The 25,256-nt window shown below is 57.5% G+C and carries 21 protein-coding genes; 19 read left to right on the top strand and 2 right to left on the bottom strand.

The genetic code is table 11. The annotated features are described in order from the left end of the window. Positions 1–111: 111 nt before the first annotated feature. On the bottom strand, positions 112–1,074 hold the full coding sequence (locus FDQ92_RS07750) for a hypothetical protein (protein ID WP_137424041.1): 963 nt from the start codon (positions 1,072–1,074) through the stop codon (positions 112–114). 6 nt (positions 1,075–1,080) lie between these two features. Further along, positions 1,081–1,971 (bottom strand): DUF4338 domain-containing protein, encoded by an 891-nt coding sequence (locus FDQ92_RS07755; protein WP_137424042.1) that lies wholly within the window; start codon positions 1,969–1,971, stop codon positions 1,081–1,083. 277 nt (positions 1,972–2,248) lie between these two features. Here FDQ92_RS07755 and FDQ92_RS07760 point away from each other — a divergent pair, with 277 nt between their 5' ends. From FDQ92_RS07760 to FDQ92_RS07845, 19 genes are all read left to right on the top strand, one after another. Beyond that, entirely contained in the window at positions 2,249–3,706 is a 1,458-nt protein-coding gene (locus FDQ92_RS07760) for a TolC family protein (RefSeq protein WP_246041618.1), read from the top strand. After that, entirely contained in the window at positions 3,703–4,905 is a 1,203-nt protein-coding gene (locus tag FDQ92_RS07765; RefSeq protein ID WP_137424043.1) for an efflux RND transporter periplasmic adaptor subunit, read from the top strand. The genes FDQ92_RS07760 and FDQ92_RS07765 overlap by 4 nt, the downstream gene beginning before the upstream one ends. Before the next feature lie 2 nt (positions 4,906–4,907). Then, a complete protein-coding gene (locus tag FDQ92_RS07770; RefSeq protein WP_137425759.1) occupies positions 4,908–5,915 on the top strand; it encodes a patatin-like phospholipase family protein in 1,008 nt (335 codons plus the stop codon). Then, positions 5,905–6,396 (top strand): hypothetical protein, encoded by a 492-nt coding sequence (locus FDQ92_RS07775; RefSeq protein ID WP_137424044.1) that lies wholly within the window; start codon positions 5,905–5,907, stop codon positions 6,394–6,396. Before FDQ92_RS07770 ends, FDQ92_RS07775 begins: the two co-directional genes overlap by 11 nt. Further along, the gene (locus FDQ92_RS07780; protein ID WP_137424045.1) at positions 6,393–9,467 is read left to right on the top strand and encodes an efflux RND transporter permease subunit; all 3,075 of its coding nucleotides are present in this window, start codon (positions 6,393–6,395) and stop codon (positions 9,465–9,467) included. The genes FDQ92_RS07775 and FDQ92_RS07780 overlap by 4 nt, the downstream gene beginning before the upstream one ends. Positions 9,468–9,516: 49 nt before the next feature. Beyond that, positions 9,517–10,581, top strand: coding sequence for a hypothetical protein (locus FDQ92_RS07785; protein ID WP_137424046.1), 1,065 nt, complete (start codon positions 9,517–9,519; stop codon positions 10,579–10,581). Between the two features lie 62 nt (positions 10,582–10,643). Beyond that, positions 10,644–12,989: a DUF4815 domain-containing protein gene (locus tag FDQ92_RS07790; protein WP_137424047.1), complete on the top strand. Its 2,346-nt coding sequence runs from the start codon at positions 10,644–10,646 to the stop codon at positions 12,987–12,989. Between the two features lie 13 nt (positions 12,990–13,002). Continuing rightward, positions 13,003–13,308 (top strand): hypothetical protein, encoded by a 306-nt coding sequence (locus FDQ92_RS07795; RefSeq protein ID WP_246041619.1) that lies wholly within the window; start codon positions 13,003–13,005, stop codon positions 13,306–13,308. Next, positions 13,305–14,618, top strand: a complete 1,314-nt coding sequence (locus FDQ92_RS07800; RefSeq protein ID WP_137424048.1) for a glycoside hydrolase family protein — start codon at positions 13,305–13,307, stop codon at positions 14,616–14,618. The genes FDQ92_RS07795 and FDQ92_RS07800 overlap by 4 nt, the downstream gene beginning before the upstream one ends. 213 nt (positions 14,619–14,831) lie before the next feature. Next, positions 14,832–15,377: an amidoligase family protein gene (locus FDQ92_RS07805; RefSeq protein WP_137424049.1), complete on the top strand. Its 546-nt coding sequence runs from the start codon at positions 14,832–14,834 to the stop codon at positions 15,375–15,377. 12 nt (positions 15,378–15,389) lie between these two features. Next, positions 15,390–15,893 (top strand): DUF5049 domain-containing protein, encoded by a 504-nt coding sequence (locus FDQ92_RS07810; RefSeq protein ID WP_246041620.1) that lies wholly within the window; start codon positions 15,390–15,392, stop codon positions 15,891–15,893. Further along, a complete protein-coding gene (locus FDQ92_RS07815) occupies positions 15,893–16,675 on the top strand; it encodes a class II glutamine amidotransferase (RefSeq protein WP_137424050.1) in 783 nt (260 codons plus the stop codon). The genes FDQ92_RS07810 and FDQ92_RS07815 overlap by 1 nt, the downstream gene beginning before the upstream one ends. Positions 16,676–16,725: 50 nt before the next feature. Further along, complete coding sequence (locus FDQ92_RS07820) at positions 16,726–17,127, top strand: gamma-glutamylcyclotransferase family protein (protein WP_211341206.1); 402 nt, start codon at positions 16,726–16,728, stop codon at positions 17,125–17,127. Continuing rightward, positions 17,048–17,221, top strand: coding sequence for a hypothetical protein (locus tag FDQ92_RS16215; protein ID WP_342780369.1), 174 nt, complete (start codon positions 17,048–17,050; stop codon positions 17,219–17,221). Before FDQ92_RS07820 ends, FDQ92_RS16215 begins: the two co-directional genes overlap by 80 nt. A 124-nt stretch (positions 17,222–17,345) precedes the next feature. After that, entirely contained in the window at positions 17,346–17,597 is a 252-nt protein-coding gene (locus FDQ92_RS07825; protein ID WP_137424051.1) for a helix-turn-helix domain-containing protein, read from the top strand. A 9-nt stretch (positions 17,598–17,606) separates the two neighbouring features. Continuing rightward, a complete protein-coding gene (locus FDQ92_RS07830; RefSeq protein ID WP_137424052.1) occupies positions 17,607–19,619 on the top strand; it encodes a type I restriction-modification system subunit M in 2,013 nt (670 codons plus the stop codon). Beyond that, positions 19,616–20,731, top strand: a complete 1,116-nt coding sequence (locus FDQ92_RS07835) for a virulence RhuM family protein (RefSeq protein WP_137424053.1) — start codon at positions 19,616–19,618, stop codon at positions 20,729–20,731. The genes FDQ92_RS07830 and FDQ92_RS07835 overlap by 4 nt, the downstream gene beginning before the upstream one ends. Beyond that, a complete protein-coding gene (locus tag FDQ92_RS07840; protein ID WP_137424054.1) occupies positions 20,728–22,038 on the top strand; it encodes a restriction endonuclease subunit S in 1,311 nt (436 codons plus the stop codon). Before FDQ92_RS07835 ends, FDQ92_RS07840 begins: the two co-directional genes overlap by 4 nt. Continuing rightward, complete coding sequence (locus FDQ92_RS07845; RefSeq protein ID WP_137424055.1) at positions 22,038–25,049, top strand: type I restriction endonuclease subunit R; 3,012 nt, start codon at positions 22,038–22,040, stop codon at positions 25,047–25,049. Before FDQ92_RS07840 ends, FDQ92_RS07845 begins: the two co-directional genes overlap by 1 nt. The last annotated feature ends 207 nt before the right edge of the window (positions 25,050–25,256 follow it).

Consider the following 25,256-nt stretch of genomic DNA (forward strand, 5'->3'; position numbering starts at 1 on the left):
GTAGTGCCAAAAACTTCCAATGGGGTCGTATGTCATTGACATTACTGATATACTTTTTTGCCACTGTCAAAGATGAGCTTGGCCATACGGCGCAAGATACGAATCTGGTGCTTATTGCCGTCTACCAGGGCGACCCAGCTCTTTTGATGCAAAGGATCCCGGCAGCTGGCCTCTGCAAATACTTCTTCGATGACCTGCTGCGGAGTTTTTTTTAAGGCTCGCCCAAACCCGCTTTTTCTCAGGACGGGGGCGCATCGCTTCACAACGTTCGGCGTTGTTTTCGCAAATCAGGTCTTCGGGCTCACGGATAAACGGTGCAACCGTATAGACAGCTGCCACGGTAGCCATGCGCTTTGCGTTTTTCTTCTCTCCCTTGGAAAGCCGGGCACCCATTTTATGCTTGCGGGCCTGAGCTGCTTTGCGGGTTTGCTCCCGAAGATCCGAGGTTCGCATCACTACCCCTTTGCCATCGACGCTCATCACCAGTATGGAACCGGTGTCTTTACGTTCCACCACCTGCTCGTGCCGCATTTTGTAAAAAGCGTCAAAGTCCCGGGCCGCGTCCCTGACGAGTTCTTCGATCTGGCGTTTGGGAACATGACCGCCGGTGTTTTTACTGATGCTCTCAAACGTTTCGTCAAAGGAAGTCTTGGCTGCTTCCTCGGCCACCCGGCGGCAAAGTTCAAGCGAATATTTTTGTTCGGGCAGATTGAGGTCGGCATCCAGCGGATGCAGACTTGGGCTTTTCTCCTTGCTATAATACCCTGCACGCTCTACCGCTACAGTGCCGAAAATCGTCTCAAGATCCCGCTCATGAAGCCGCATGCAAGGCCTTTCAACTGCATCTGCGCCCGTAACGGGTTTGCCGATTCGTCCAGGACCGCGCGACCGCAAATGTTCTTCAAACAGTTTGCGCATCAGCTCCCGGCCCATCTTTTCAAGTTCGCGTTCAATCTGACTATGGCTCATCGAGTGGATCTCCTCGCAACAAAGGCGCTCGACAATTTGCTCAAACTGTTGCCGCGACTGTTCATAAAGCCGCTCTTGGGACGACAAAACAGCCAATGCCTTCATCGTCCCTTATCCCTTTGTGAGTCGAAGCCGCGCATTTTTGACCAGCGGATAGACCATCACGGTTTTTACCTGCGCCCCATGGCGCTGGTGGTTGCGATCCATGCGGCCCCGGCCGCTGGTTTGGCCAAACACGATAAAGTTGGCCGCTCGGTAACAGCCTCCGTAAAACCGCTGGCTGTCCACCAGCGTCTCCACCAGATAGGGGGTAACCCCATAAATCTTTTGCCAGTCGTCTCGCAGCCGTCTCAAGACACAGCCGAGCAGCATGCTGGAAAGATTGCGGATCTTGGCCAGTACCAAAAACCGGCTGTTGTTGACCACGTACTGAAGCAAGCGCCCACGCGTTGCGTCGTCCCAACCGATCCATTGATCCCGAGGCCTCATCCGCCAAGCCGGAGAGCAAAACTGCAAGCAGCCGACCACTTGTCTGACGGGCCGGCTCACATAGCACAGATATTGGAGCCTTGCCCCAAAAGGCATGGCGTATCCCAGATAATGATACCGGCTGACCAACTCCCGGAAAAGCTGTCGCTGCACCCGGCTTTGAACCAATTCCACATCGATAGGGGTGAACTGCTCCACAGTGCCGGTAAGTTCGCTGTAAACCGCTGCTTTCCCCGATGGCGAAATGCTCTTTTCGGATCGGACCATGCGCGACATCTTTTTGGCCGGAAGCACCAAAATCCCCAGATTTTCCAACCGTTCCAGCAGCTGAAGGCCTTCTGTCCACTTCAGCCGGCCAGTTGGTCTTTTCCAGTTGAGCAGCTCGCAGATCGTGTGTGCCAACTCGTTGCGGCTGATTCCAGCACAACTGGTGACGACCTCTTGGATCAACGCTACCTCTTGCGTCGAAAACTGCCGCCCACAAATCCTTTGCTGTTTTTCTGCCGGATGCATGCCATTGTCCTTTCGCTATTTTCACATAGCAAAGCAATGGCGTCTTGTCCAGCGAAAAATGATCACTGCCGAAAATTCTTTTCATCGGGGTTTCCAATAGCTGCCGGAGGCTTATCAAAAAAATCGGATATATGCTTTTTCGTAATTGTTATCTCGGCAATTGCAGCCGGTGCTCCGGCTCAAAATCAGCGTAAGTCCCAATTAATATTACTTTTTATGGTCGTTCTAAAAGAGCCGCACCCTTTTCAATTGTTCCGGAATTTGAGAGGAAAATACATTGAAGAAGAGCACCCACATTATGCTTCTGTTTCTTGCGGCAATCGGATTGATGGCGCTACACGGCTGTGCTTCTGTGCGCCCTCCTGCACATCTACCGCACAGCTATTCCGGCGCAATTGCCGAGGCATCACCGGAAATAGAAGGCAAGCGTCCCCATTCTTCCGATGAAGCGCTTCGCAAGCTCGAAAAGGATGGGAACATAAACCTGTCGTTAAGCGATTGCCTGAAAATAGCGCTGCAACACAATTACGATATCCGCCTTACCCGGGAAGCCCTGACTCAAGCCGACACAAGGATAACTCAGGCCAGATCGGCTATGCTCCCATTTTTGGGGGCGGAGGCTTCCTATACACGCCTGGACGAGGAGTTAAGTATTACAATGGGGCCGCAATCATTGACCTTCATGGATCGTGATCAATATAAAGCAGGGTTCGTCATCCGGCAGCCCATTTTCACGGGAGGGCGATTAAATGCGGCGCGCAAGGCATCCCAGTATTCACGAGACGCTCAAGCTCAAGGGAACAGGGCGCTCGAAGACGAAGTCGTTTTCCAGGTTACCCGCGCCTATCGGACCGCACAGTTGGCCGAAGCGTTTCAAGATGTTGCCGTGGAGGCCGTCGAGTTGCTCAAGGCGCATGAACATGACGTGGCAATCCTGGTGGAGAAAGGGGCGAATCCGGAAATCGACCTGCTTCGCACCCGAACGGAACTTGCCAATGCCCGCAAGGAGCTCAATGGCGCTGACAACGCAGTCGACCTGGCATATTCTGCACTCAAGAATTTGCTCATTATCCCCCTTGAAAAATCAGTCCATTTGACGGAAACCCTGGTGCGGTTGCCCGGGCCGGAAGCGGATCTTTCCTCGCTGACCGAGTTGGCCCTTTCACAACGTCCCGAACTTTCCGCAATAGATTTCCAGGCGGCGGCCGCTAAACAAGCGCTCAAGGCAGCCAGGGGAGAATACCTGCCTGTCATTGCCCTGGAAGGGCGCTACGAATATATGGAAGGCGATGTTCGTGACCTGGAAGGCGGCGACCACTGGACGGTGGGAATAGGGGCAGAGCTTCCCCTCTGGAATTGGGGGAAAACCGCTGCCAAGGTCAGGGAAGCGAGATCACAACTGGATCAAGTGAAAATCCAGCGAGATAAAACAGCGGACCTCATTCGTCTTGAGGTACGCCAGGCTTTCCTGGACCTTGGGAAAGCAGAAAAGAATATCGATGCGGCTGAGAGTGCGCTGAACACGGCCAAGGAGGCTTACCGCCAGGCAAAAGCCGGATACCGGGCAGGAGAAGGCACAAACACCGATGTGTTGGACGCCCGTACGGCCTTAAGTAGAGCCGAAGCGAATCATACACAGGCTCTTTTTGATCATAACGTCGCCCTTGCAGCCCTTCATCGCGCAGTGGGCAAGATGGTTGCAGAACAATCCGGTATCAAGGAGCCTGTCGAATGAAACGGAGCAAGGCATATGTCTTGATCGCTGTTGTCGCTATCGTTCTTGCGCTCTTGGTTGTCCAGGTTTTAAGGAAGCAATGGCAAAAAGACGAGGAACTGAACGGGACTGCCAAAGCGTCGCGTGTCACAGTTGCATCTGTTGTCCAGAAGGAATTCGCTGATGTAATCAGCGCGGTCGGTACCCTGAAAGCCCGAGAAACGAGTCCGCTAAGCCCGAAGGTGGCAGGGACGGTGAGCCGGGTTCTGGTTGATATCGGTGAGCGCGTCAAGGCCGGCGAGGTCGTTATAAGACTGGACAGGACAAACTATGATCTCGGCGTCAAACAGGCGCAGGCGGCGCTTGCAGCTGCCCAAGCATCCGTTCCGCAGGCTGATGCCAAGTTTGAACATGCCGAGAAGGAATTCCGTCGGGCAAGCGAACTGCTGGAAGAAAAGGTGATTCCGCAAAGTCGCTTTGACGCGGCGGAAGCGGCCTTTAAGAGCGCCAGGGAAGCGGTGTCCTATGCCAAAGCCCAGAGGGACCGGGCAAAGGCCGCCTTGGAGACAGCGCTGGAACATCTCAAAGATACGGAAATCCGATCCCCCATCAGTGGCGCGGTTGTTGAAAGAACCGTGGAAATTGGTCAGGCCGTTGAACCCGGAGTCCAACTCCTCAGAATCGTGGATCAATCCTATGTGAAGGCGGATATCGATTTACCCGAGGGAGATATCGGGCGCGTTGCCATTGGGGCCACTGCCATGATCATGGTCGATGCCTATCCGGGGAAAGAGTTCCCCGGGAAGGTGGTTTCTATCAATCCAATGGTAGATCGTCAAACGCGAACCTTTAGGGTGAGGATTCAAGTGCCCAACCAGCAGGGCAAACTGATGGACGGCATGTTCGCCAGGGTAAGGTTGTCCGTAAGCAAACACCGCGCGCTTGCCGTACCCCGTGACGCATTGTCACGTCTGCCCGGCAGCGGCACGTACTACGTTTTTGTTGTGGAAGGAAATAAAGCCGTTAAGCGGGCGGTCGAGATTGGAGCCGTGAATGACCAGTGGGCCGAAGTGATGAAGGGATTGGTTGAGGGTGACAAGGTCGTTGCCAGCCAAACGGGGCGTTTGCGGTCGGGTATGGATGTAACCGTTCAGGATGTTTGGAACAAGAATGAGACGGACAGGTCCGGAGAAACAACTCTTCAAGAAGATCGGCGGTGAGCATGTCAAACAATGACTCGGACTTTCCAAAAAATATCGGCCTGGCGCTGGGCAGCGGCTCTGCGCGAGGGTGGGCACATATCGGTGTGATACGGGCATTGGCTGACGCAGGCATAGAAGTCAAGTGTATAGCCGGAACCAGCATTGGTTCATTGGTAGGGGCCGCTTATGCCCTGAACAAATTGGATGTACTGGAAGATTTTGCCCGGCAACTCGACTGGAAACAAATCGTTTCCTTCCTGGATTTAACTTTCCCGAGGTCCGGACTCATTGAGGGGAAAAAGATCACCGATTTTGTTCGTGGCCATGTTCGAGAAATAGACATTGAAGAATTACCCATCCGCTATTGCGCGGTTGCCACCGATTTAACCACGGGCAGTGAGGTCGTGCTGAACGAAGGCGATCTTATTGACGCCATCCGCGCCAGTATTTCGGTTCCAGGAATCTTCACGGCGGTACAGAAAAACGGCAGTTTCCTGATCGACGGCGGCCTAGTCAATCCCGTTCCGGTAAGCGCGGTCAGGAATATGGGCGCGGATTACGTGATCGCCGTCGATTTGAACGCGGACATCGCCCATAAGAGGATCGCAAATGGCTTCGCTACAGCTAATCCATTATTGGAGAAGGAGGTTGATCAGTCTTCTCCTCCAAAATGGAGAATCATGCAGGAACTGACCAACAGATCCAATGAATTTAGTTCGCGAACATTATCGCGAATACGCCAGTGGGTGCAAAGGGACCCTGTGCCGAGCATCTTTGATGTGTTGACAACCTCAATCAACATCATGGAAGCACAGATCACAGCGACCAGACTGACAACAGATCCGCCCGACCTGCTGATTCAGCCTAAGTTGGGACATATCCGGTTTCTGGAATATCATCGGGCGCAGGAGGCCATTGAGGAGGGATACCGGGAAGCTACGGCGCAGCTTATGGAAAAATGGAAGGGCGCTGCCGCAATCAACTTGCAACAAGATCCCGTATCGGGGAGGACGAAAAATGGGATTTAATATTTGCTCGATCCAAGAAAAACGGCTCGTTGATCGTTTTCATTCCCTAAAAGTCAAAGGCGAAATTATCGAGAAAAGGAGGCTGCAGCCTTCCGGAGGCCAGCCTGAGAGAAAAGTTGTGATGATCAGGTTCAAGGACCGAGAAATTGAAAAGCAATTAGACGATGCGCAATTTGAGCGGACTCAGATCGGGGAACAGATTTGGTTTTCTCCTCCGCTACCTGACCGTGATCCGTGCAATTGTCATCTATTCGTATGTCTGATTGGTGCGATTATAGCAGCCGCGCTGGCAATCTGGGCCATTACTAGCCATTTTCATGGAAGAACCGCTACCCTCCTTTCCCTTGCCGCAGCGGGTTGGGTCAGCGTTATAGTTTGGGCCAAGATCTGTTGTCACGAGCAAAACAGATGTCTCCGAGATCTGGAGCAGGACCTTCGTTTTTTCGAAACAAACGAATACAAAATGGGTAGTCAAGTATGAAACTTCCCGAAATAGCTGTCCGCCGGCCGGTCACGACCGTTATGTTTTTTGCTGCCATCACATTGCTGGGTTGCGTCGCCTTTTTCAAACTCAACCTGGATATGTTGCCTGATATTGAACCACCGGCCGTGAGTGTAATTACACCCTATCCGGGAGCTTCCGCCGCGGATGTCGAGTCGGAGGTGACCAAGTACCTGGAAGACCAGCTTTCCACCACACCTGATCTCGATCGGCTGGAGTCAAAATCAAAGGACAACATCGCCATCGTCAATTGCGTATTCAACTGGGGCACTGACCTGGATGTGGCGGTTAACGATATCCGGGAGAAGATCGATCTTGCCAAGCCGGACATTGCCGACGGAGCAGAAGAACCCTTTATCTTCAAGTTCAGCAGTTCCATGGTGCCGGTGCTGGTCATGACGGTGACGGCGGAAGAAAGCTCGCCGGACCTCTATAGAATTGTGGACAAGCAAATCGCCGACCCTTTGAAGAGCGTACCGGGTGTGGGCGCCATTGTCTATGTCGGCGGCCAAGAACGACAGATCAATGTCCATTTTGATCGTGAGGCACTCGAAGCATACCACCTATCCGTCCAGCAGATCAGGCACGTTCTGGCCGCCGAAAACCTGAACCTTCCGGCCGGCACCGCTAAAATCGGGAGGAACGAACTACAGATCCGGGTGGCAGGGCGCTACCGGGATGCGGCTGAAATCGCCAATACGGTGATAGGCAGCGACGGCGATGCGCTTGTGCGACTCAGGGATGTGGCCACTGTCACCGATGCCTTTGAGGAGCCCGAGGAGTGGGCACGGTCGGGCAAGCTTCCCGCGATTGCTTTACTGATCCAGAAGCAGTCCGGCGCCAATACCGTTACTGTCATCGAAACCATCAAAGAACGTCTGAAGACCCTGAAGGAAGAGGTGCCGGCGGACATCGAGATCCACACGATTCTGGACAACTCGGATCATATCTATGCGATGATCAATAGCCTGGCTGAAGCCGCTATCGTCGGCGGCCTCCTGGTTATTGTCGTCTGTTTCCTGTTTCTCCGGCGGTTTCGTACCAGCCTGGTCGTCATGCTGGCAATTCCGTTCTCCATCGTTGCAGCCTTTATCGCCCTTTTTGCCATGGGATACACCATCAATGTCATTTCCCTGATGAGTCTTGCCATTGCCGCGGGAATGGTCGTGGACAATGCCATCGTCGTGCTTGAAAACATCGTACGGCATGTGGACGACGGCAAGTCTCCGAAGCCGGCCGCGGTTGAGGCCACATCGGAAGTGGGCATGGCGGTGGCCGCCTCAACGTTGACCAGTGTGGCCGTCTTTGCGCCTCTTCTCTTAGTGAAAGGGATCGCCGGCATCCTCTTTGGTCAGTTGGCGTTCATGATCCTGATCACGATTGTGGCCTCGCTCTTCATTTCACTGACCTTGACCCCCATGGCTGCTTCCCGTTTGCTCCGTTCACGGGATGAAAGAAAGCCAAATCCGGTATTTGTCTGGAGCGAGCGTTTGCTGAATAAAATCGAGACCGATTATTCCCATGTCCTGGGGTGGGGGCTGGGCCACCGTAAAATAGTGCTTTCACTGATAATCATTGTCTTCACCGGCAGCCTGGCGCTTATTCCATTGATCGGCACAGAATTTTTCCCGGAAGTGGATTCGGGAGAAGTGGAAGTTGTCCTGGAAATGCCGGAGGGCACTCGCGGAGAGGTTACAGCCCGGACAACGAAGGAGATGCTTGAAGCGGTCAACAGCATCCCGGAGATGCAAGCGTCCTATGCCTTGGCGGGTCAGACCAAAAAAGGGTTTTTGACGGCCCTCGGGTTTGAAGAGGGGACAAACATCGGTCGCATCGGGGGCCGCCTGACAGATAAGGGAGAGCGAATTCGCAGCGCCAAGGAGATCGCCTCGGAGCTTCGTGAGCAGGTCATGAAACTGCCGGGTGTTGAAAAGTTTTCGGCCAGCGCTGTCAGTGCCATCCAAAAGGCCTTTTTGGGAGGAGGGCGCCCCATAAGCATCGAGATTTTAGGCCATGACATCGAAGTGACAAATGAAGTTGCCGATAAAATCAAGCGCATCGTGGAAGCGACACCAGGCGCGGTGGATGTCTCTGTCAGCAGAAAGAGACCACGGCCGGAAGTGCAGGTTCGTCTTGACCGGGACAAGGCGGCATCTTTAGGGGTGAATGTGGCGTTTGTCGCCGACGCATTGAGAACCCATTATTATGGATTCGATGATACCAAGTTCCGGGAGGCCGGGGATGACTTCGACATTGAACTGCGGCTAAAAAAGGATCAGCGGGAAACGATTCGTGAAATCGGGGAAACCCCCATCACCACCTTGACCGGTCAGACCATTAAGCTGCGAAATGTCGCCTCTGTCAGCGAGGGCTTCGGACCAGTGGAGATCGAACGAAAAAACAGGGTCAGGGTCACAAAGGTTCAGGCCGGGGTCCAGGGCAAGGTTTTAGGGGACGTGGTACGAGATATTCGAGAACAGATGGCCTCGCTTGACCTGCCTCCCGGCGTTTCCATTGAATGGGGCGGAGAGGTGGAGGAACAACGAAAAGCGTTCCGTGATCTGACCCTTCTTCTCATCCTTGGAATTGCCCTTGTCTACATGGTCATGGCAGGGGAATTCGAAGATTTCGTCGATCCATTCATCATCATGTTTTCGGTTCCCTTCGCCTTCGTCGGAGTGATCTGGGCCTTCGCTGTCACGGCCACTCCGCTCAACCTGATGAGCTTTATCGGGGCGATCATGCTCATGGGCATTGTTGTAAACAACGCCATTGTGCTTGTGGACTATACCAAGCAATTGAGAGCGCGCGGGATGAGCCTAACCGAAGCGGTTGTTACGGGCGGCAAAACACGCCTGAGGCCGGTGCTTATGACGAGTCTCACAACAATATTCGGCATGGTCCCGTTGGCCCTTTCCAGAGGTGAAGGATCGGAAGTATGGAATGCATTGGGCATCACAGTCATCGGGGGGCTGCTGGTCAGTGGCCTTGTGACATTGATTCTGGTACCTCTGGTGTATTCGCTGGTTCATCAAAGAAAGGCAAAATAAATCCCGAAGCCTATGCCATAAGAGGGAGAATGATTACGGGAGGTGCATCATGGCGACGTACAATCTCAGGCGCTTTGCCCATGCCGAAGCTCTCAAGGCCATCGCGCGTGAGCATCTACTGGCTTTGCTGAACCCTCACAAGCCCTACTTCGACGGCCGAGGATTGACGTTGCCGCCTCCATCCGCCTCCGACGGCATCGATTACGACCAACTCGTCAACGTGCTCATGAACCCGGACACGGACACGCCGAAGGGACTGCTCGACGCCCTCTACTTTGTGCATGAGATGGCCACGCCGGAAGCCATGGACGTCCTCTTACAGGAGGCGGAAAACAACGGCATATCCCTCAACGGGAACCCGGACCCCACCGCAGCCGACGTGGCTGTCCAAGTCTATCTTCAGGACAAGGAACTCCTGGAGCGCAAACACGCAGAGCAGTACCTCATAAAGCCCCGGTCCTTCGAGTATTTTCAGACCGCATCGAAAAAAATCCCCGAGTTCAAGCAGCCCACCGCGAAAACGCTGGCAGCCCTCGAGAAGGACCTCGACGACTGGTTCGAGAAGAAGAAGCGCGGACGGGAATCACGGGTTTTCGTCTACCCCAAAACGGACGCCGTGTGGTTTCTAGTGCGTCACGGCGATCCATTGAGGCGCGAGGGCAGTCTCGACGGCGGTCAGACATCGAGCGTCTTCTATCGTCCAGAAAAGTACGACGTCTTGGTGTATGAACCGACCATCGGCGAGATTCGGATGCACGCCTGCGGTAAAGGGGAAAAGGACCTCTTCCGCCGCCAGTTCGGCCGCCACGTGTCCAATAACGAAGATTTCTTTCCTGAGACGGGCAAGTACACGCTCGAGCCTCTTCGAAACGGTGGAGACACATCCATCGTCTGCACCGACGTGGACGGCATGGAATGGGGGCGGCTCCGAAAAGGAGATCGAGATACGCAAGACCAACGACGTGTTCGCCGCCTACGCCGGACGCGGCCGCGCCATGCCCCAGAAGGCTCGGATCATCCGGGCGAGCTTTCAAGTGAGGTTCACGGATTCGAAAACGGCCCGGACCGTGACCATCCGACCCTCGAATATCGCGCAGTATACCAGGGACAGTGACGCCTCCGTGGTCGAAGACTGGCTGACGAAACGCGGGTTCATCCTTGCCGAGCAGGAAGAAGATGAAGAGTAGACCGACGGGTTTCTGGCCTGCGATCGAGGCCGTTCCCGGTGCGGCGGCGGTGGATGCCGAGTGGAAAGCCCGGTTCGGGAACGATTACGGGACAGCGAAGGCCCTCCTTCGTCCGAACGGCAAACTGGCGTCGTCCTACCCCTGCAAAATCCACCGTGGATGCGGATGCCAGCATGATGTAATACACCACGGCGTGGACGAGATCGTGGGCGGAAATCCGCCCGCATCCAACACGAGCGGCCTGACCATGTCCCCCGCGCAGATCGAACCGGGCAACCTTTCCATCATCAACTTCGGCCGCACCGACATCGGCGACGAGCCGGTGGGCGGTTCCAACTGCAGCATCGACTATGACTACTACATCGGACGCAAGGACATCATCTACGCCACCACCCGCGAGATCAAACGGCTGGAAGGCGCTCCGGCGGACTGGCCGAAGCTGCCCATCGTCCCGGAAGGCACGCTCGGACTGTGCAGCGTCGATTGTCCGCCGAACTCGGTTGACTTGACGGTCTTCAATTTCGGGGTGACCCGCATCACCATGGACCAGATCCACGAGATCATCAAGGACGTCGAGGACTTGAAGTACAACGACGCCCAGTTCCAGATGAACAACGAGCTCCAGAACCGGGACGCCCAGACCAAGAAGGGCGTCTATTCCGATGACTTCTCGAACGACGCCCAGTCCGACATTTACCACAGCGAGTGGAGCGCCCGCATCGATGAGGTACGGCAATTCGCCGCCCCGAACCGAGCGGCCACGCCGCAGGTGCTCGATGTTGACTCCGCCGGGAGTGACGCCCTTTTCAAGGACAGCCTCGTTCTCCTGCCGGGCACGGAGCGCGTACTCATCGAGCAGACCGACTGGTCCGAAGACAAGAACATCAACCCCTACGCCGTGTTCGAGAAACCAGACGCCGCCGTGGAGGTGACGCCGAATATCGGCCGGCGCGGTCAGACAGGCGTGGCTGTGGTCGGTTCCAACTTCACCCCCGGCGCGACCGGTGTGACGGTGCGCTGCGACGGGAAGGTGGTGGCTTCGGATCTCAGCGGCGACGCAGTGGGCAGAGTCATCGCCTCCTTCGTCATTCCCGACGATGTCCGCAACGGCAACCGCGTGGTCGAAATGACCGACGGCACCTACTCGGCGCAAGCCAACCTTCAGGTCAACGATCCCCTGGTCATCACGCGCATCGAAAGGGTCGTGGTCAACCGCACCATCGTGCAGCGTCAGACCATCGTCCAGCAGGTGCCGCCGCGCATCATCCGCGTCCCAGTGGTGCGAACCGTATGGCGCTGGCGTTGGGTGACCCGCCGCCGGGACCCGCTCGCGCAGACTTTCAGCTTCGGGGAGAACCGGGTCATCTCCGCCGTGGGGCTTCACTTCACGCAGAAAGACGCTTCCATCCCCGTAACCATTCAGATCCGCGGCGTCACGACCGGGCTTCCCAACGAGGTCATCCTGGCCGAGAAGGTCATCGCCCCGAGCGAGATCGCCTTAGGTTCCGAGACCAAAATCGTTTTCGACGATCCCTTCTACGCGGAGGCGAACACCAGTTACGCAGTCGTGCTGCTGACCAACAGCACCAATTACCGGGTGCGCATCGCCACGCTGGGCCGCCTGGGACAAAACGGGGTCATCACGCGTCAGACTTACACCGCCGGCGTGTTGCTGGAAAGCTCGAACGCCGAAACCTGGACGCCGCTCAACAGCTCCGATCTCACCATGAGAATCTACGGCTACGACTTCCAGTCCGAAGGCGAGGTCCGCTTCCAGCCCATCACCGGAGTGCAGTTCAGCGATCTGAACCTGGACGAGTATTCGTCCATTCCGGAAGGCTGCGGCATCGTGTGGGAGTATTCCACCGACGGCGGCGTCCTCTGGGACGCCATCGTTCCGGCGGAGGAGGAGCGGCTGCCCAACCTCGCGGCGCAGGTGCTTGTGAGGGCGATCCTCTTCTCCAACGTTCCCAACGACTCTCCTGTGTTGAACTACAAGGACGTCAACCTCATCGGGTATCTCAACGACCCGACGGGCGCGTATTTGAACCGTGAGAACGAACTCACCCAGGGTGTCTCCTCCACCAAGGTCTACACGCAGATGAACATCCCCAGCGGGACCACCATCGATTGGTTCGCCTCCAACGACGGCGGGTCAACCTGGGAACCGATGTCCATCCAGACGACGCGGGAGATCGACCAGGAATGGACCGAATACACGCTCACCAGGACGTTCACCGATCCGAACGGAAACAAGGTCCGCTACAAGGCGGAGATGACCGGCAACAACCTGGTGTATCCGAGGATTCACACCCTCGGTGCGACGTTGAGCTGATCGGAGGAATGCCATGATCGTTCGCAGACAAGGCGGATTGACCGAGTTCATTCCGTCACCACAGGAAAAACGCGAGGGCGTCCTGCGGGATCACACGCTCGATTTGCTTGCCAACCTCGACGCCCGCATGCGGCGCATCGAGGAGCGACACGGCATCTCCACGGACGCCGCCGAGGCGTTCGCCGGACTCATGGCCCGCATCCGGCGGGAGGAACTCGAAGCCGGGCGGATCAACCAGGAACTGATGGACGCCGGATACCTACATGAAGACCTGTCCGCCGCGGCGCTTGCGGCGCAGGCCGGGAGGAACCAACTATGAGCATCAACATCAAGAGCAACACCGATACGATTCTGGAACTACCGGGGTTCACCGGAACCCTCGGACCGGGTAAGAGCGCGGTCGTTCCGGCGATGACCCCGGACCTGCTCCGCGCCGTGGACCTCGGCCTGCTGCTGGTCCCCTCCGGAGCGGAACCGCCCGAAGGTCTGCCGCCGGTCGTCTTCGACCACCGCTACCCGCACGTCCTGCCTCTTACGGCCGGGCGCGCTTACTATGTCCGCATTCTCCGGTCCCCGGGCGCTTTCCACGACGGAACCCGGCCCCGGAACTTCATCGCCTATTACGGCGACGGTGCGGGTACGACTTGCGCCTTCTCCGACGACGGGCTCATCTGGGACACGGAGAAAAAGGTCACCGGCATCGCAGCCAACGGCTATCACGTAGTCTGCGCGCTGGAGACCGCAAACCGGCTGCGCATCCTCTACTGGAATCCGGATGTTCCGAACCAGCCTTACGCCATGGCCGGGCTGCGAACCGCAGTCTGCGATCCGTCGGTCGACCCCGCCGCGTTCACGGGCGACACCCCGTGCGCGGGCGACTTGGTCACCGAGGGAAGCGTCCAGGTCTGGAACCGCGGCCATTACGGGCCGTCGTTCCTCTGGTACAACCCGCTGCCCACCTCGGTCGAAGGGAGACCTTTCACCTGGCGCTACGCCATGTATTTCATTGCCTCGACCGGCGGCAACGACAGCCTCGGCTTGGCATGTTCCGACGATGCCGTCGAGTGGAAACTGATCGGAAACGGTCCGATCCTCTCCGGTTTGATCGACCCGCAGCCTTGGGAAGGCGCGAACGGCTACGTATCCGCCGCCCATGTGGAACGGCTTCCGGACGGGAGATGGTGGATGCTCTACTCCGGGGGCTCCGCGGGAAACGCCGGAATCGGCTACGCATGGTCGTGGGATCGCGTCCACTGGCGCAAGGCCGAGATCAACCCGGTATTCAAAAACGGCAGCGGGCCGTTCCTCGAACGCTGCTACACGCCGAGTCTGGTCCGGGACGCCGACGGCTCACTGCTCCTTTACCGCGCGGCCAAGGATGCGACCGCCTACCGGACCTTCGTTTCCCGTCTGCGGGCACCGGCCCTCGGCTGGGGGGACCTGCTCGGACCGGACCGGCTCGGCCAAGGGCTCACCTCGCGGGAGGCCATCCATCGAGGCGTCGGCACCGAGACCGAACGCGACGCGGCCATCCCCAATCCCTCCATGGGCGACGAGTGGTTCAACACCGACCTCGCGGGCGGCGGAAAGTGGGAGAAACACACCGGGACCGACTGGAAGTGGAGCTGATCCCCGGAACACTTCTCTTTTCTTCGGACGTCAGGGAATCCCGTAACCCCGCGTGTTTCCGCGGGTTGTGGTCTCATATATATAACTCATTGGAATAAAAGGAGTTATGCGTCGGAATCGCCTTGCTTTCTGTTCGGGAAGAAGCCTGTATGTGTGTGAACACAAGAGCCAACCCCTTGCCGGGAAAGGGCTTACAGAACGCAAGGAGAGACTATGGACCTACGCCGGATCAACTTCGGAATCGAGATCGAGACGGTCAAACGGACGCGCGAGCGGGTCGCCCAGGCGATCCAGTCGGTGGTGGGCGGCGAGGTCCGCCATGTCGGGAGCCCGGCCAGTTTCGACCCCTGGGAGATCACCGACAACCATGGACGGGTCTGGAAGGTCGTCGCCGACGGCTCGCTCATCAATGTGCCGGTCCATCTGCGGGCCGAGGTGGTGAGCCCCGTCCTGTCTTACGAGGACATCCCCGTCCTCCAGGAAGTCGTCCGGGCACTGCGGGCATGCGGGGCCAAGGTGGACGACCGCTGCGGCATCCATATTCATGTGGACGCCACCGCATTCGACGGCCGCACCCTCGGCAACCTGGCCAAGATCATCTACAAGCAGGAACCGCTCATCCTCAACGCCCTGGGCGTTCAAACGCGGCAGACCGAAACCAAAGACACAAACCGCCGTCGAGGCGGATGTCCCCACGGAGGCCGGGCCGCAAACCCGGCCTCCGGCGTTTTCAGGGAACGGCACCGCGGAAACGGATGAAGAAGGTGCGCCGTGAGAGTGCTGATCAAGAACACCGACCTCGCCGGAAACCCCCTCGAGGGCGAAGGCGAGGTGTTCACCGGGAAGACCTCCCTTGAAATCGTCCGGGCCATGAAAGGGGCGGCCCTGTTTTCCGACCAGGGGAGTTTCGAGGACTACATCGACATGCTCCTGCGCAACACCAAGATGCTCGCGGGCATCGACCTGATGGTCAAAGGCGACAACCCAGAGGAGAAGGCCGACTCCCTCCTTGCCGCCTTGATCGAACATGGCCTGGCTGAAGTCCTCGAAGATGACGCGCCCGTGCGGATACCCGTCCCCGCCCTCGTCTGGCAGGGCGTCGACGCGGTGCGGCTCTCGGGACTCACCAATATGCTCGACCGGCCCGAGGTCGTCCGGATCGCCCGGAAGCTCGACTTTACCGAAGCCGCGGGATGGATCGATGCCCACCCCAAGGAATACGCCGAGGGCGTCTTCCGGGGCTTCGTGGTGGAACCGGACGGAGGGAAGTCCTGATGTGCGGGCTGGCTGGCGTCATATTGGGCAAGAAACGGCGACGAGCCGAGGAACGGGAACATCTCGCCTGGCTGTTCACCCGGCTGCTGGTCTTGAGCGAAAGCCGGGGCCCCCACGCAACCGGGATGGCCTGGCTCAATCGGGACGGCGAGCATCGCCTCTTCAAGAGACCGGTTTCCGCCGGTCAGTTCGTCACCGACAAGGCGTTCCACGAGGTCTTGGCCGGTATCGACAACCGTACAACAGTTCTGCTCGGCCACACGCGTTGGCGGACCCGCGGGGATGAACGGGTCAATCGCAACAACCACCCGATCCGGGCCGGGGACGTCATCGGCACCCACAACGGCACCATCTACAACGCCGACTATCTGTTCCGCCGTTTCAAACTGAGGCGCTTCGCCCAGGTGGACAGCGAGCTGCTCTTCCGCCTGGCGGCCAGGGCCGCACGGAGCGGTCGGATGGATGTCGAGTGGTTCAAAGAACGGCTCCGGCGCTGCCGGGGCCAGATGACAGCGGTGCTCGCATCCCGGCTCGATCCTGAAACCATCCTCGTGCTCAAGGGGAACAAACCGCTCGAGCTTCGCATCCACCGAAAGCATCGGGCGGTGCTCTACGCCTCCGATCCGGCCTTTCTGGATGCGGTCCTGGCCGATGAGCGCGGCTGGCGGGAGCTGTCTGTTCCCGCCATGAGCATGATTGTGTTCAGGCACGAGGTTCTTACGGAGTTCTCGAGGGGGTCTCTCGAGTTCATCGTCCAGGAAAAGAGGGGGAAGGCACCATGACAGAGCATGCAATGAACCCCAATGAATCCTTGAAGGAGAACACACAGGGAATGCTGAGACTCTTCGTCTACGGAACCCTGAAGCGCGGTTTCTGGAATCATGACCGTTTCTGCCGGGGCGTTTTGGACGTCCGGGAAGCCGTGGTCCGTGGCCGCCTTTACGAAATGCACTCAGGCATTCCCGTCCTGCAGGTCCCGGACGGGGATGTCCTCGCCCACGGCAGCCCGGACCCTTTGGCCGACGTGGCCGCACAGGCGCAATTTTCCGAACAGCCGGCCTCATACTCCGAACCGATCCTGAAAAGCGCCACAGCGGGCGACTGGGGCCCCAGTGTACGGGGAACTTCTCACCTTCGACGACCCCAAGACACGCCTGCCCGCCATCGACCGCCTGGAGGGTTTCCGTCCGGGCGGCCCCAGCCTCTACAGACGGGTCCTTGTGTCGGTATGTAACGAGCACGGCATGGCGCTGCCTGTCTGGCTGTATATTGGCCCAAGTTGTTTGATTGACGGGAGATTCCTATCTTCAGGTAGATGGCCTTCCTGACTCTCTCCAGGATGTTCGCAGAAGCGATTTCCCTTGCTTTTTATTCCGCGAATGATATAATATACGCTATTAAATTCGAGCAGAAGCCAGAGATCTGCCGCCCTGACGACGAGAGGTTCACCGAATGGATAATGAAGATCGAAGTTTATCGACCTTGGTAAAGGAAATCCGGCAGCAGCTCGCCTTGAGCCAGGAGGACTTGGCGAGGCGGTTGAATGTCAGCTACGCAACCGTAAATCGTTGGGAAAACGGACAATCCTTGCCGTCCAAACTTGCCAAGGCTCAGTTGAGTGCATTCTGCAAAAAAATGATCAAGCAGGGTAAGTTGGCACTACCGGACGACCTTATCGACTCAGCGGGACTTAGCCAGGACTAGGGAGCGAATATGAATAGCTTCAGTGGAAAAGTGAATTTCATCTGGTCAGTGGCAGACCTGCTGCGGGGTCCTTATTGCCCGAATCAATATAAGGACGTAATGCTCCCCATGACGGTGCTGCGTCGGCTCGACTGCGTTCTGGAGCCGACCAAGGACAAGGTGCTCGCCAAACAGAAAACGCTCTCCGGCGGGAAAGTGAAAAAGATCGATCCTCTTCTGTGCCGGGTTACGGGAGTGCCCTTTTACAACACAAGCCGTTATTCATTCGAGAAACTCAAAGGCGATCCCAACAACATCGCCGCCAACCTCACCAACTACATCAAGGGCTTTTCAACCCGCGCCCGGGAGATCATCGAGAGCTTCGGCTTCGAAGAACACATCGGGAAACTCGACAAGGCGGACCGTCTCTACCTTCTGGTATCCCGATTTTGCGATATTAACCTGCACCCGCAGGAAGTCTCGAACCTTGAGATGGGCTACATTTTCGAGGAACTGATCAGGCGGTTCAACGAGGCGTCGAATGAAGAGGCCGGCGACCACTTCACACCCCGCGAGGTGATCCGCCTGATGGTCAACCTGATTTTTATGCCCGATAGCGATGTGCTCACGGCCAGGGGCATCGTCAAGACGCTCTATGACCCGGCCTGTGGTACCGGGGGCATGCTGTCCGTTGCCGAGGATTATGTCCGGGAACTGAATCCCGACGCCCGCCTGGAGGTCTTCGGTCAGGACTACAACGCCCAGGCCTACGCCATCTGCGGCTCTGACATGATGATCAAGGGTCAGGACATCGAGCATATCGCCTATGGCGACAGCTTTACCGACGACCGTTTTCCCCGCCACAGGTTCGATTACATGCTGGCCAATCCGCCCTTCGGCGTGGAGTGGAAGCCGGAAGCCGACTTTATCACGCGCGAGCATGAAGAACAGGGCTTCGGAGGACGTTTCGGCGCGGGACTACCCCGCATCAACGATGGCTCCCTTCTCTTTATTATGCACATGATCAGCAAGATGAAGGACCCAAAGGAAGGCGGCACCCGCCTTGGAATCGTCTTTAACGGCTCGCCGTTATTCACTGGCGCGGCCGGGTCGGGAGAGAGCGAGATCCGCCGCTGGATTATCGAAAACGATTGGCTGGAGGCCATTGTCGCCCTGCCGGATCAGCTCTTCTACAACACGGGCATCTACACCTACCTCTGGATCGTCACCAACCGGAAGAAGCCGGGCCGCAGGGGCAAGATTCAACTGATAGACGGAACGAAGTTCTTCAAGAAGATGCGCAAATCCCTCGGTAATAAGCGAAACGAGGTCTGTGACGATCAGCGCGACGAGATCACCCGGCTCTATGGAGATTTTAAAGATGCGGATCATGTCCGCATTTTCGATAACCAGGACTTCGGCTACCGGCGCATCACTGTAGAACGTCCCCTGCGGCTCAACTTCGCGGTGGACGAGGCTCGAATCGCCCGTCTCAAGGAGACCACGGCCTTCGCCAACCTGGCCGCCGGCAAGAAGCGCAAGGATACAAAAGCCGCTCAGGCCGAGATCGAAGAAGGCCGCAGGCTGCAGGAAGGCATACTGGCCGCCTTGCGGCCGCTTGCCGGTAAAGGCGTGGTCAAGAACCGAGAACAGTTCGCAGAGATGATGAAGGAGGCGTTCAAGAAGGCGGGTCTCAAGATTTCCGCCGTCCTGTTGAAGGCCTTCCTCATGGCCCTGGCGGAACGGGACGAAACAGCGGACGTTTGCACCGACGCCAAGGGCAATCCCGAACCCGACCCCGACCTGCGCGACTACGAGAACGTGCCGCTCAAGGAAGACGTGGACGAATACATGAAGCGGGAAGTCCTCCCGCACGTACCGGATGCCTGGATTGACGAGTCTAAAACCAAGGTTGGCTATGAGATCAACTTCAATCGCTATTTTTACAAGTACACGCCTCCCAGACCGCTGGAGGAGATTGAAACCGATCTTAAGCAGATCGAGAAGGAAATTGCGGATATGCTCGCGGAGGTAACGGAATGAGCGAGAATCTGCCCGCCCCCGGTGACTCCCAGATCGTCATCTACCAGGCCGACTCCGGCGCGACCCGCCTTGAGGTGCGGCTGCAGGATGAGACCGTCTGGTTGACACAGAACCTAATGGCGGAGCTGTATCAAACCACTAAGCAGAACATAAGCCTGCACATACAAAATATCTATGAAGAGGGCGAGCTCGACCCCGAGGCAACTGTCAAGAAATACTTGACAGTTCGCTCGGAGGGCTCGCGGACGGTCAAGCGACCGCTCGATTATTACAACCTGGACATGATCATTGCGGTGGGCTATCGGGTCAAGTCCGGCGTCGCCACACGGTTCCGCCAGTGGGCCACGGCCCGCCTGCGTGAGTACATCGTCAAAGGGTTCACGCTCGACGACGAACGGCTCAAGGGCGGCAGCGGGCTGGTGGACTACTTCGACGAACTGCTTGCCCGCATCCGAGAGATTCGCGCCAGTGAAGCGCGCGTCTACCAACGCATTCGGGAGATCTTCGCGCTGGCCTGCGACTACCGCGAGGGCGAGGAGGAAACGCAACAATTTTTCGCCACCATGCAGAACAAGATGCACCACGCCGCCACCGGCATGACGGCGGCGGAGATCGTCCGCAGGCGCGCGGACGCAGGGAAGGTCAACATGGGGCTGACCGCGTGGAAAGGCGGCCGGGTGATCAAACGCGACGTGGGCACGGCCAAGAACTACCTCGACGCCAAGGAGATCGACACACTCAACCGGATTACCGTGATGTTTCTCGACCAGGCCGAGTTCCGCGCCCAGCGGCGGCAGGATATCCACATGCGCGACTGGGAGGTATTCCTCGACAAGTTCCTGCGCGACACCGAATTGCCCGTGCTCATCGGGCCCGGAACGGTCAGCCGCAAAGACGCTCTCTCCTGGGCGCAAGAACAGTACGACGCCTTCGCCGAGCGGCGGCGGCTGGCGGCGGAAGCCGAGGCCGAAAGCCGGTATGTCGAGGACCTGCGGAACTCCGCCAGGATGCTGGAGGCGCGGCGCAAGAAGCAGCCCACGAAGAACAAGAAACCCGCGAAGAGCCGCAATAAAGGCGAGGAAAAAGGGCCTGGCAAAGGTGATAAGTCATGAACCGCCCAGTAACACAACACAAGCGGGCGGCCTACCCGGCGTACAAGCCGTCTGGCATTGAATGGCTGGGGGAGATACCGGAGTATTGGGAGGTTAAGCGATTGAAATTTGTCGCCAATACAGTCATGGGCCAGTCTCCCAATTCTGACGATTACACATTCGAAGAGTCAGACAGGCCGTTCTTGCAGGGGAACGCTGAATTTGGGGCCGAGAACCCAACGGCGAAATACTATTGCGAAACGGCGACGAAAACCGCGCCAGCAGGTTCACTACTTGTTTCCGTTAGAGCACCGGTAGGCGCTCTGAATATGGCGGATCGTTGCTATGGGATCGGACGTGGTCTATGCGCTGTGATTCCGGATCAAGGCTCATTGATAAGCCGCTTTGCTTGGCACACTCTTACGGTCACAAGGCATGAACTGTGGTGCATTGCCACTGGGTCCACCTATGAAGCGGTGTCTGCAGACGAAGTCGCAGATATGACGGTCCCTATCCCTCCGCTCACCGAGCAGCAGGCCATCGCCGCCTTCCTTGACCGCGAGACAGCGCGAATCGACACGCTCATTGAAAAGAAGCGGCGCCAGATCGAGTTACTTCAGGAGAAACGATCTGCCCTCATCAGCCACGCCGTTACCAAGGGGCTCGACCCTAATGCTAAAATGAAGGACTCCGGCATTGAATGGCTGGGGGAGATACCGGAGTATTGGGCGATCCGCCGCCTCAAGTACGTTGCGTCTATTAACGATGAAGTGCTCCCGGAAACGACCGATCCCGACTACGAGTTCGTTTACGTCGATATTGGCAGCGTTGATGCGGCCAAAGGAATCGTGGCCACGGAGACCTACCGCTTCGAAGATGCACCATCGCGGGCAAGGCGTATCGTGCGTGACGGCGACACGATTGTATCCACAGTTCGCACCTATTTGCGAGCCATCGCCCCGATTCGCGACGCGGACGACAACCTGATCGTCTCCACCGGTTTCGCAGTGGTTCGGCCTCGCAAACTCGATCCCGGCTATCTGTCCTACGCGCTGCGATCCCCGTTCTTCGTCGAGACGGTTGTGTCACGTTCCACCGGTGTCAGCTACCCAGCGATCAATGCGCCGGAGGTCGGCGACATCGGGGTTACCCTTCCCCCGCTCGACGAGCAGAAGGCCATCGCGGCGTTTCTAGACCGCGAGACGGCGCGGAACGATGCGCTGATCGAGAAGGTGGAAAAATCCATTGAATTGCTCCGCGAATACCGCACCGCCCTGATCTCTGCGGCAGTGACAGGAAAGATAGATGTTCGCAAGGAGGTTGTCTGATGCCGGGCCAGCACACGGAATACGCATTTGAAACCGCCATCGAACAACACCTGACTTCGGCAGGCGGCTATGAGAAGGGCGACCGGGAGGCGTTCGACCCTGAGCGCGGCCTCTTCCCTCGGGATGTGATCTCTTTCGTCCAGGCAACCCAGCCCAAGGAATGGGAGTACCTTTCAAACCTCCAAAAGGAGAAAGCTGAAGAAACTCTGCTGGACTACCTCTGCCGGGCGCTTAATTCCGGCCATGAGGGGTGTCTCTCTGTCCTGCGGCACGGATTCAAGTGCTTTGGAAAGCTGTTCCGGGTAGCCTATTTCGCCCCGGCGAGCGGGATGAACCCGGATACTCAGAAGCTCTATGCGGCCAATCGACTCACGGTGACCCGTCAGCTTCGCTACTCCGCCAAGCATGGCAATACCATCGATGTGACCTTGGCATTGAATGGCATCCCCGTCTCCACGCTGGAGCTCAAGAACCCCATGACCGCCCAGACCTGGCGGCATGCGATCACCCAATATAAGAATGACCGCAATCCTTCAGACCTGATTTTCCAGTTCAAGAAGCGCACGCTGGTCCATTTTGCGGTGGACACCGACGAGGTCTACATGACCACGCGTCTTTCGGGAAAGGGCACACGCTTTCTGCCCTTCAACCGGGGCTGCGGAGGCGGCGCAGGCAATCCGGAAAACCCCGGCGGCTACAAAACCGCCTACCTCTGGGAAGAGGTCCTAGAGCGGCACAGCTTTCTCGACATCCTGGCGCGGTTCATTCATCTCCAGGTCGAGGAGAAGCAGCTCGGCGGCAAGAAGGTGAAACGGGAGGCGATGATTTTCCCGCGCTATCAGCAGCTTGATTGTGTGCGGAAGCTCGTGGCCGACGCTCGCGTGCGGGGGGCCGGGACCAATTACCTCGTCCAGCACTCCGCCGGCAGCGGCAAATCCAACTCCATCGCCTGGCTCGCCCATCGGCTCGCCAGTCTCTACACCGCAAAGGACGAGAAGGTCTTCGATTCGATCATCGTGGTTACCGACCGGGTAGTCCTCGACCAGCAGCTCCAGAACACCATCTACCAGTTCGAGCACAAGCAGGGCGTGGTCCAGAAGATCGACATCAACTCGACCCAGTTGGCCGAGGCCCTCGGGTCTGGTGTGCCGGTCGTGATCACCACGCTCCAGAAATTCCCCTTTGTCACCGAGAAGATGGGCGATTTGCCCATGCGCCGATACGCGGTGATCGTGGACGAGGCGCACAGCTCACAAGGCGGCGAGACGGCGACCGAACTCAAGGGAGTGCTCGCCGGTGCAGCCATCAAGGAAGAGGCCAGGGCAAAGGCCGAGGAGGAAGGGCTGCCCGACTACGAAGAGGAAATTCTCAAGACCATGGCCAAGCGCGGCCACCAACCCAACATCAGCTTCTTCGCCTTCACCGCAACACCCAAGTACAAGACGCTGGAGGTTTTCGGCACTCCCGGCGCGGATGGCAAGCCGACTCCCTTCCATCTCTACAGCATGCGCCAGGCCATCGATGAGGGCTTCATCCTCGACGTGCTCCGGAATTACACGACCTACAAGACGTATTACCGGCTGATCAAGTCCATCGAGGATGACCCGCAGGTGGACAAGCGCAAGGCCGCGAGGGCGCTGGCGCGATTCATGAGCCTGCACCCGCACAATATCGCGCAGAAGACCGAGGTCATGGTCGAGCATTTCCGGCACTTCACCATGCACAAGATCGGCGGCAAGGCCAAGGCAATGGTGGTCACTTCCAGCCGATTGCACGCGGTGAAGTACAAGCAGGCATTCGATAAGTACATCGCTCTGAAGGGGTACACGGGAATCAAAACGCTGGTTGCCTTCTCCGGCACGGTGATCGATCCGGATGCGCCCGGCGTGGAGTATACGGAAGTCGGTATGAACAAAGGCATCCGCGAGAAGGAACTGCCCGAACGCTTCGGGACGGAAGAGTACCAGGTTTTGCTCGTGGCGGAGAAATACCAGACCGGATTCGACCAGCCGCTTCTTCACACCATGTATGTGGACAAAAGGCTCGCAGGAATCCAGGCGGTCCAAACCCTCTCACGGCTTAACCGCACCCATCCCGGCAAGGAGGATACCTTTGTTCTCGACTTCGTCAACGAATCCGAAGAGATACTGAAGGCCTTCCAACCCTACTACGAGCAAACGATCATCGGCGAAAGGGCGCAGCCGAAGCAGCTTTACGAGCTTCAGGCCAAATTGGACGGACACCAGGTCTACTACAAGGCCGAAGTCGAGGAGTTCTGCAAGGTATTCTACAAACCAAGTCAGAAGCAGACGCCCGCCGACCACGCCAGGATGAACGCATGCATCGATCCGGCCGTAAATCGTTACAACGGACTTGAGGAGGAGGTCAGAGAGGAGTTCCGGAAGACGCTGGTCGCTTTCAGAAACCTTTATTCTTTTATGTCGCAGGTGATTCCCTTCCAGGACTCCGATTTGGAGAAGCTGTACTCATACGTCCGGTTTCTGCTTACCAAACTGCCGAGAGAAACCCTTGGCCCGATCTACAACTTTGATGATGACGTGGCGCTCAAGTTTTACCGTTTGCAGAAGATCGGTGAGGGCTCCATCGTCATGGAGGCGGGAGCCCGATACGAGGTATCGGGGCCGACGTCTGTGGGCACCGGCGTCGCTCGAGGCGATGAGATCGAGCTGTCCAAGCTCATCGACCTTCTCAACGAGCGGTTCGGGACGGAGTTTAAGCCGGGTGACCAACTATTTTTCGAATCGATACGCGAGGACGCGGTAGCCGACAGCAGTCTCCGTCAGGCCGCGCTCGCCAACACGATGGAGAACTTCGGCTACGTCTTCCGAAAAGCCTTGGAGGGGCTTTTTATCGACCGCATGGAACAGAACGAGGAAATCACGGCCAAGTTCATGAATGAGGATCAATTCCGCGATGCTGTCAGCCAGCACCTCCTCAAGGAGGTTTACGAAAAAATCCGGGAGGAGGCCGAAGCCGCAAATGACAAATGAAGAGATAGCACGGTATTTCAACGACACCCGAGCGATCATTCAGGGCAACCCCGGCCTGCGCGATCTCCAAGTTGAGGGCTGGTTTCACACGCGCCAGCACTTCCGGACCAGCACGCAGGTCAGAAGAATAGAAATAGCTCTCGGAACTTTGCCGCGTGGTCAAGACAGCCCGTTTGCTCCAAGCCTCAGCGGCCAACGAGTTCAAGA

The organism is Desulfoglaeba alkanexedens ALDC, assembly GCF_005377625.1.
Taxonomy (GTDB): Bacteria; Desulfobacterota; Syntrophobacteria; order Syntrophobacterales; family DSM-9756; genus Desulfoglaeba; species Desulfoglaeba alkanexedens.

Excerpts from the sequence above, each read along its gene's own strand:
- FDQ92_RS07790 (WP_137424047.1), top strand. The coding sequence starts at position 10,644 with ATGAAGAGTAGACCGACGGGTTTCTGGCCTGCGATCGAGGCCGTTCCC.
- FDQ92_RS07805 (WP_137424049.1), top strand. The coding sequence starts at position 14,832 with ATGGACCTACGCCGGATCAACTTCGGAATCGAGATCGAGACGGTCAAA.
- FDQ92_RS07830 (WP_137424052.1), top strand. The coding sequence starts at position 17,607 with ATGAATAGCTTCAGTGGAAAAGTGAATTTCATCTGGTCAGTGGCAGAC.
- FDQ92_RS07750 (WP_137424041.1), bottom strand. The coding sequence starts at position 1,074 with ATGAAGGCATTGGCTGTTTTGTCGTCCCAAGAGCGGCTTTATGAACAG.
- FDQ92_RS07845 (WP_137424055.1), top strand. The coding sequence starts at position 22,038 with ATGCCGGGCCAGCACACGGAATACGCATTTGAAACCGCCATCGAACAA.
- FDQ92_RS07755 (WP_137424042.1), bottom strand. The coding sequence starts at position 1,971 with ATGCATCCGGCAGAAAAACAGCAAAGGATTTGTGGGCGGCAGTTTTCG.
- FDQ92_RS07780 (WP_137424045.1), top strand. The coding sequence starts at position 6,393 with ATGAAACTTCCCGAAATAGCTGTCCGCCGGCCGGTCACGACCGTTATG.
- FDQ92_RS07840 (WP_137424054.1), top strand. The coding sequence starts at position 20,728 with ATGAACCGCCCAGTAACACAACACAAGCGGGCGGCCTACCCGGCGTAC.
- FDQ92_RS07765 (WP_137424043.1), top strand. The coding sequence starts at position 3,703 with ATGAAACGGAGCAAGGCATATGTCTTGATCGCTGTTGTCGCTATCGTT.
- FDQ92_RS07820 (WP_211341206.1), top strand. The coding sequence starts at position 16,726 with ATGCTGAGACTCTTCGTCTACGGAACCCTGAAGCGCGGTTTCTGGAAT.
- FDQ92_RS07775 (WP_137424044.1), top strand. The coding sequence starts at position 5,905 with ATGGGATTTAATATTTGCTCGATCCAAGAAAAACGGCTCGTTGATCGT.
- FDQ92_RS07770 (WP_137425759.1), top strand. The coding sequence starts at position 4,908 with ATGTCAAACAATGACTCGGACTTTCCAAAAAATATCGGCCTGGCGCTG.
- FDQ92_RS07835 (WP_137424053.1), top strand. The coding sequence starts at position 19,616 with ATGAGCGAGAATCTGCCCGCCCCCGGTGACTCCCAGATCGTCATCTAC.
- FDQ92_RS07815 (WP_137424050.1), top strand. The coding sequence starts at position 15,893 with ATGTGCGGGCTGGCTGGCGTCATATTGGGCAAGAAACGGCGACGAGCC.
- FDQ92_RS07785 (WP_137424046.1), top strand. The coding sequence starts at position 9,517 with ATGGCGACGTACAATCTCAGGCGCTTTGCCCATGCCGAAGCTCTCAAG.
- FDQ92_RS07825 (WP_137424051.1), top strand. The coding sequence starts at position 17,346 with ATGGATAATGAAGATCGAAGTTTATCGACCTTGGTAAAGGAAATCCGG.
- FDQ92_RS07800 (WP_137424048.1), top strand. The coding sequence starts at position 13,305 with ATGAGCATCAACATCAAGAGCAACACCGATACGATTCTGGAACTACCG.
- FDQ92_RS07795 (WP_246041619.1), top strand. The coding sequence starts at position 13,003 with ATGATCGTTCGCAGACAAGGCGGATTGACCGAGTTCATTCCGTCACCA.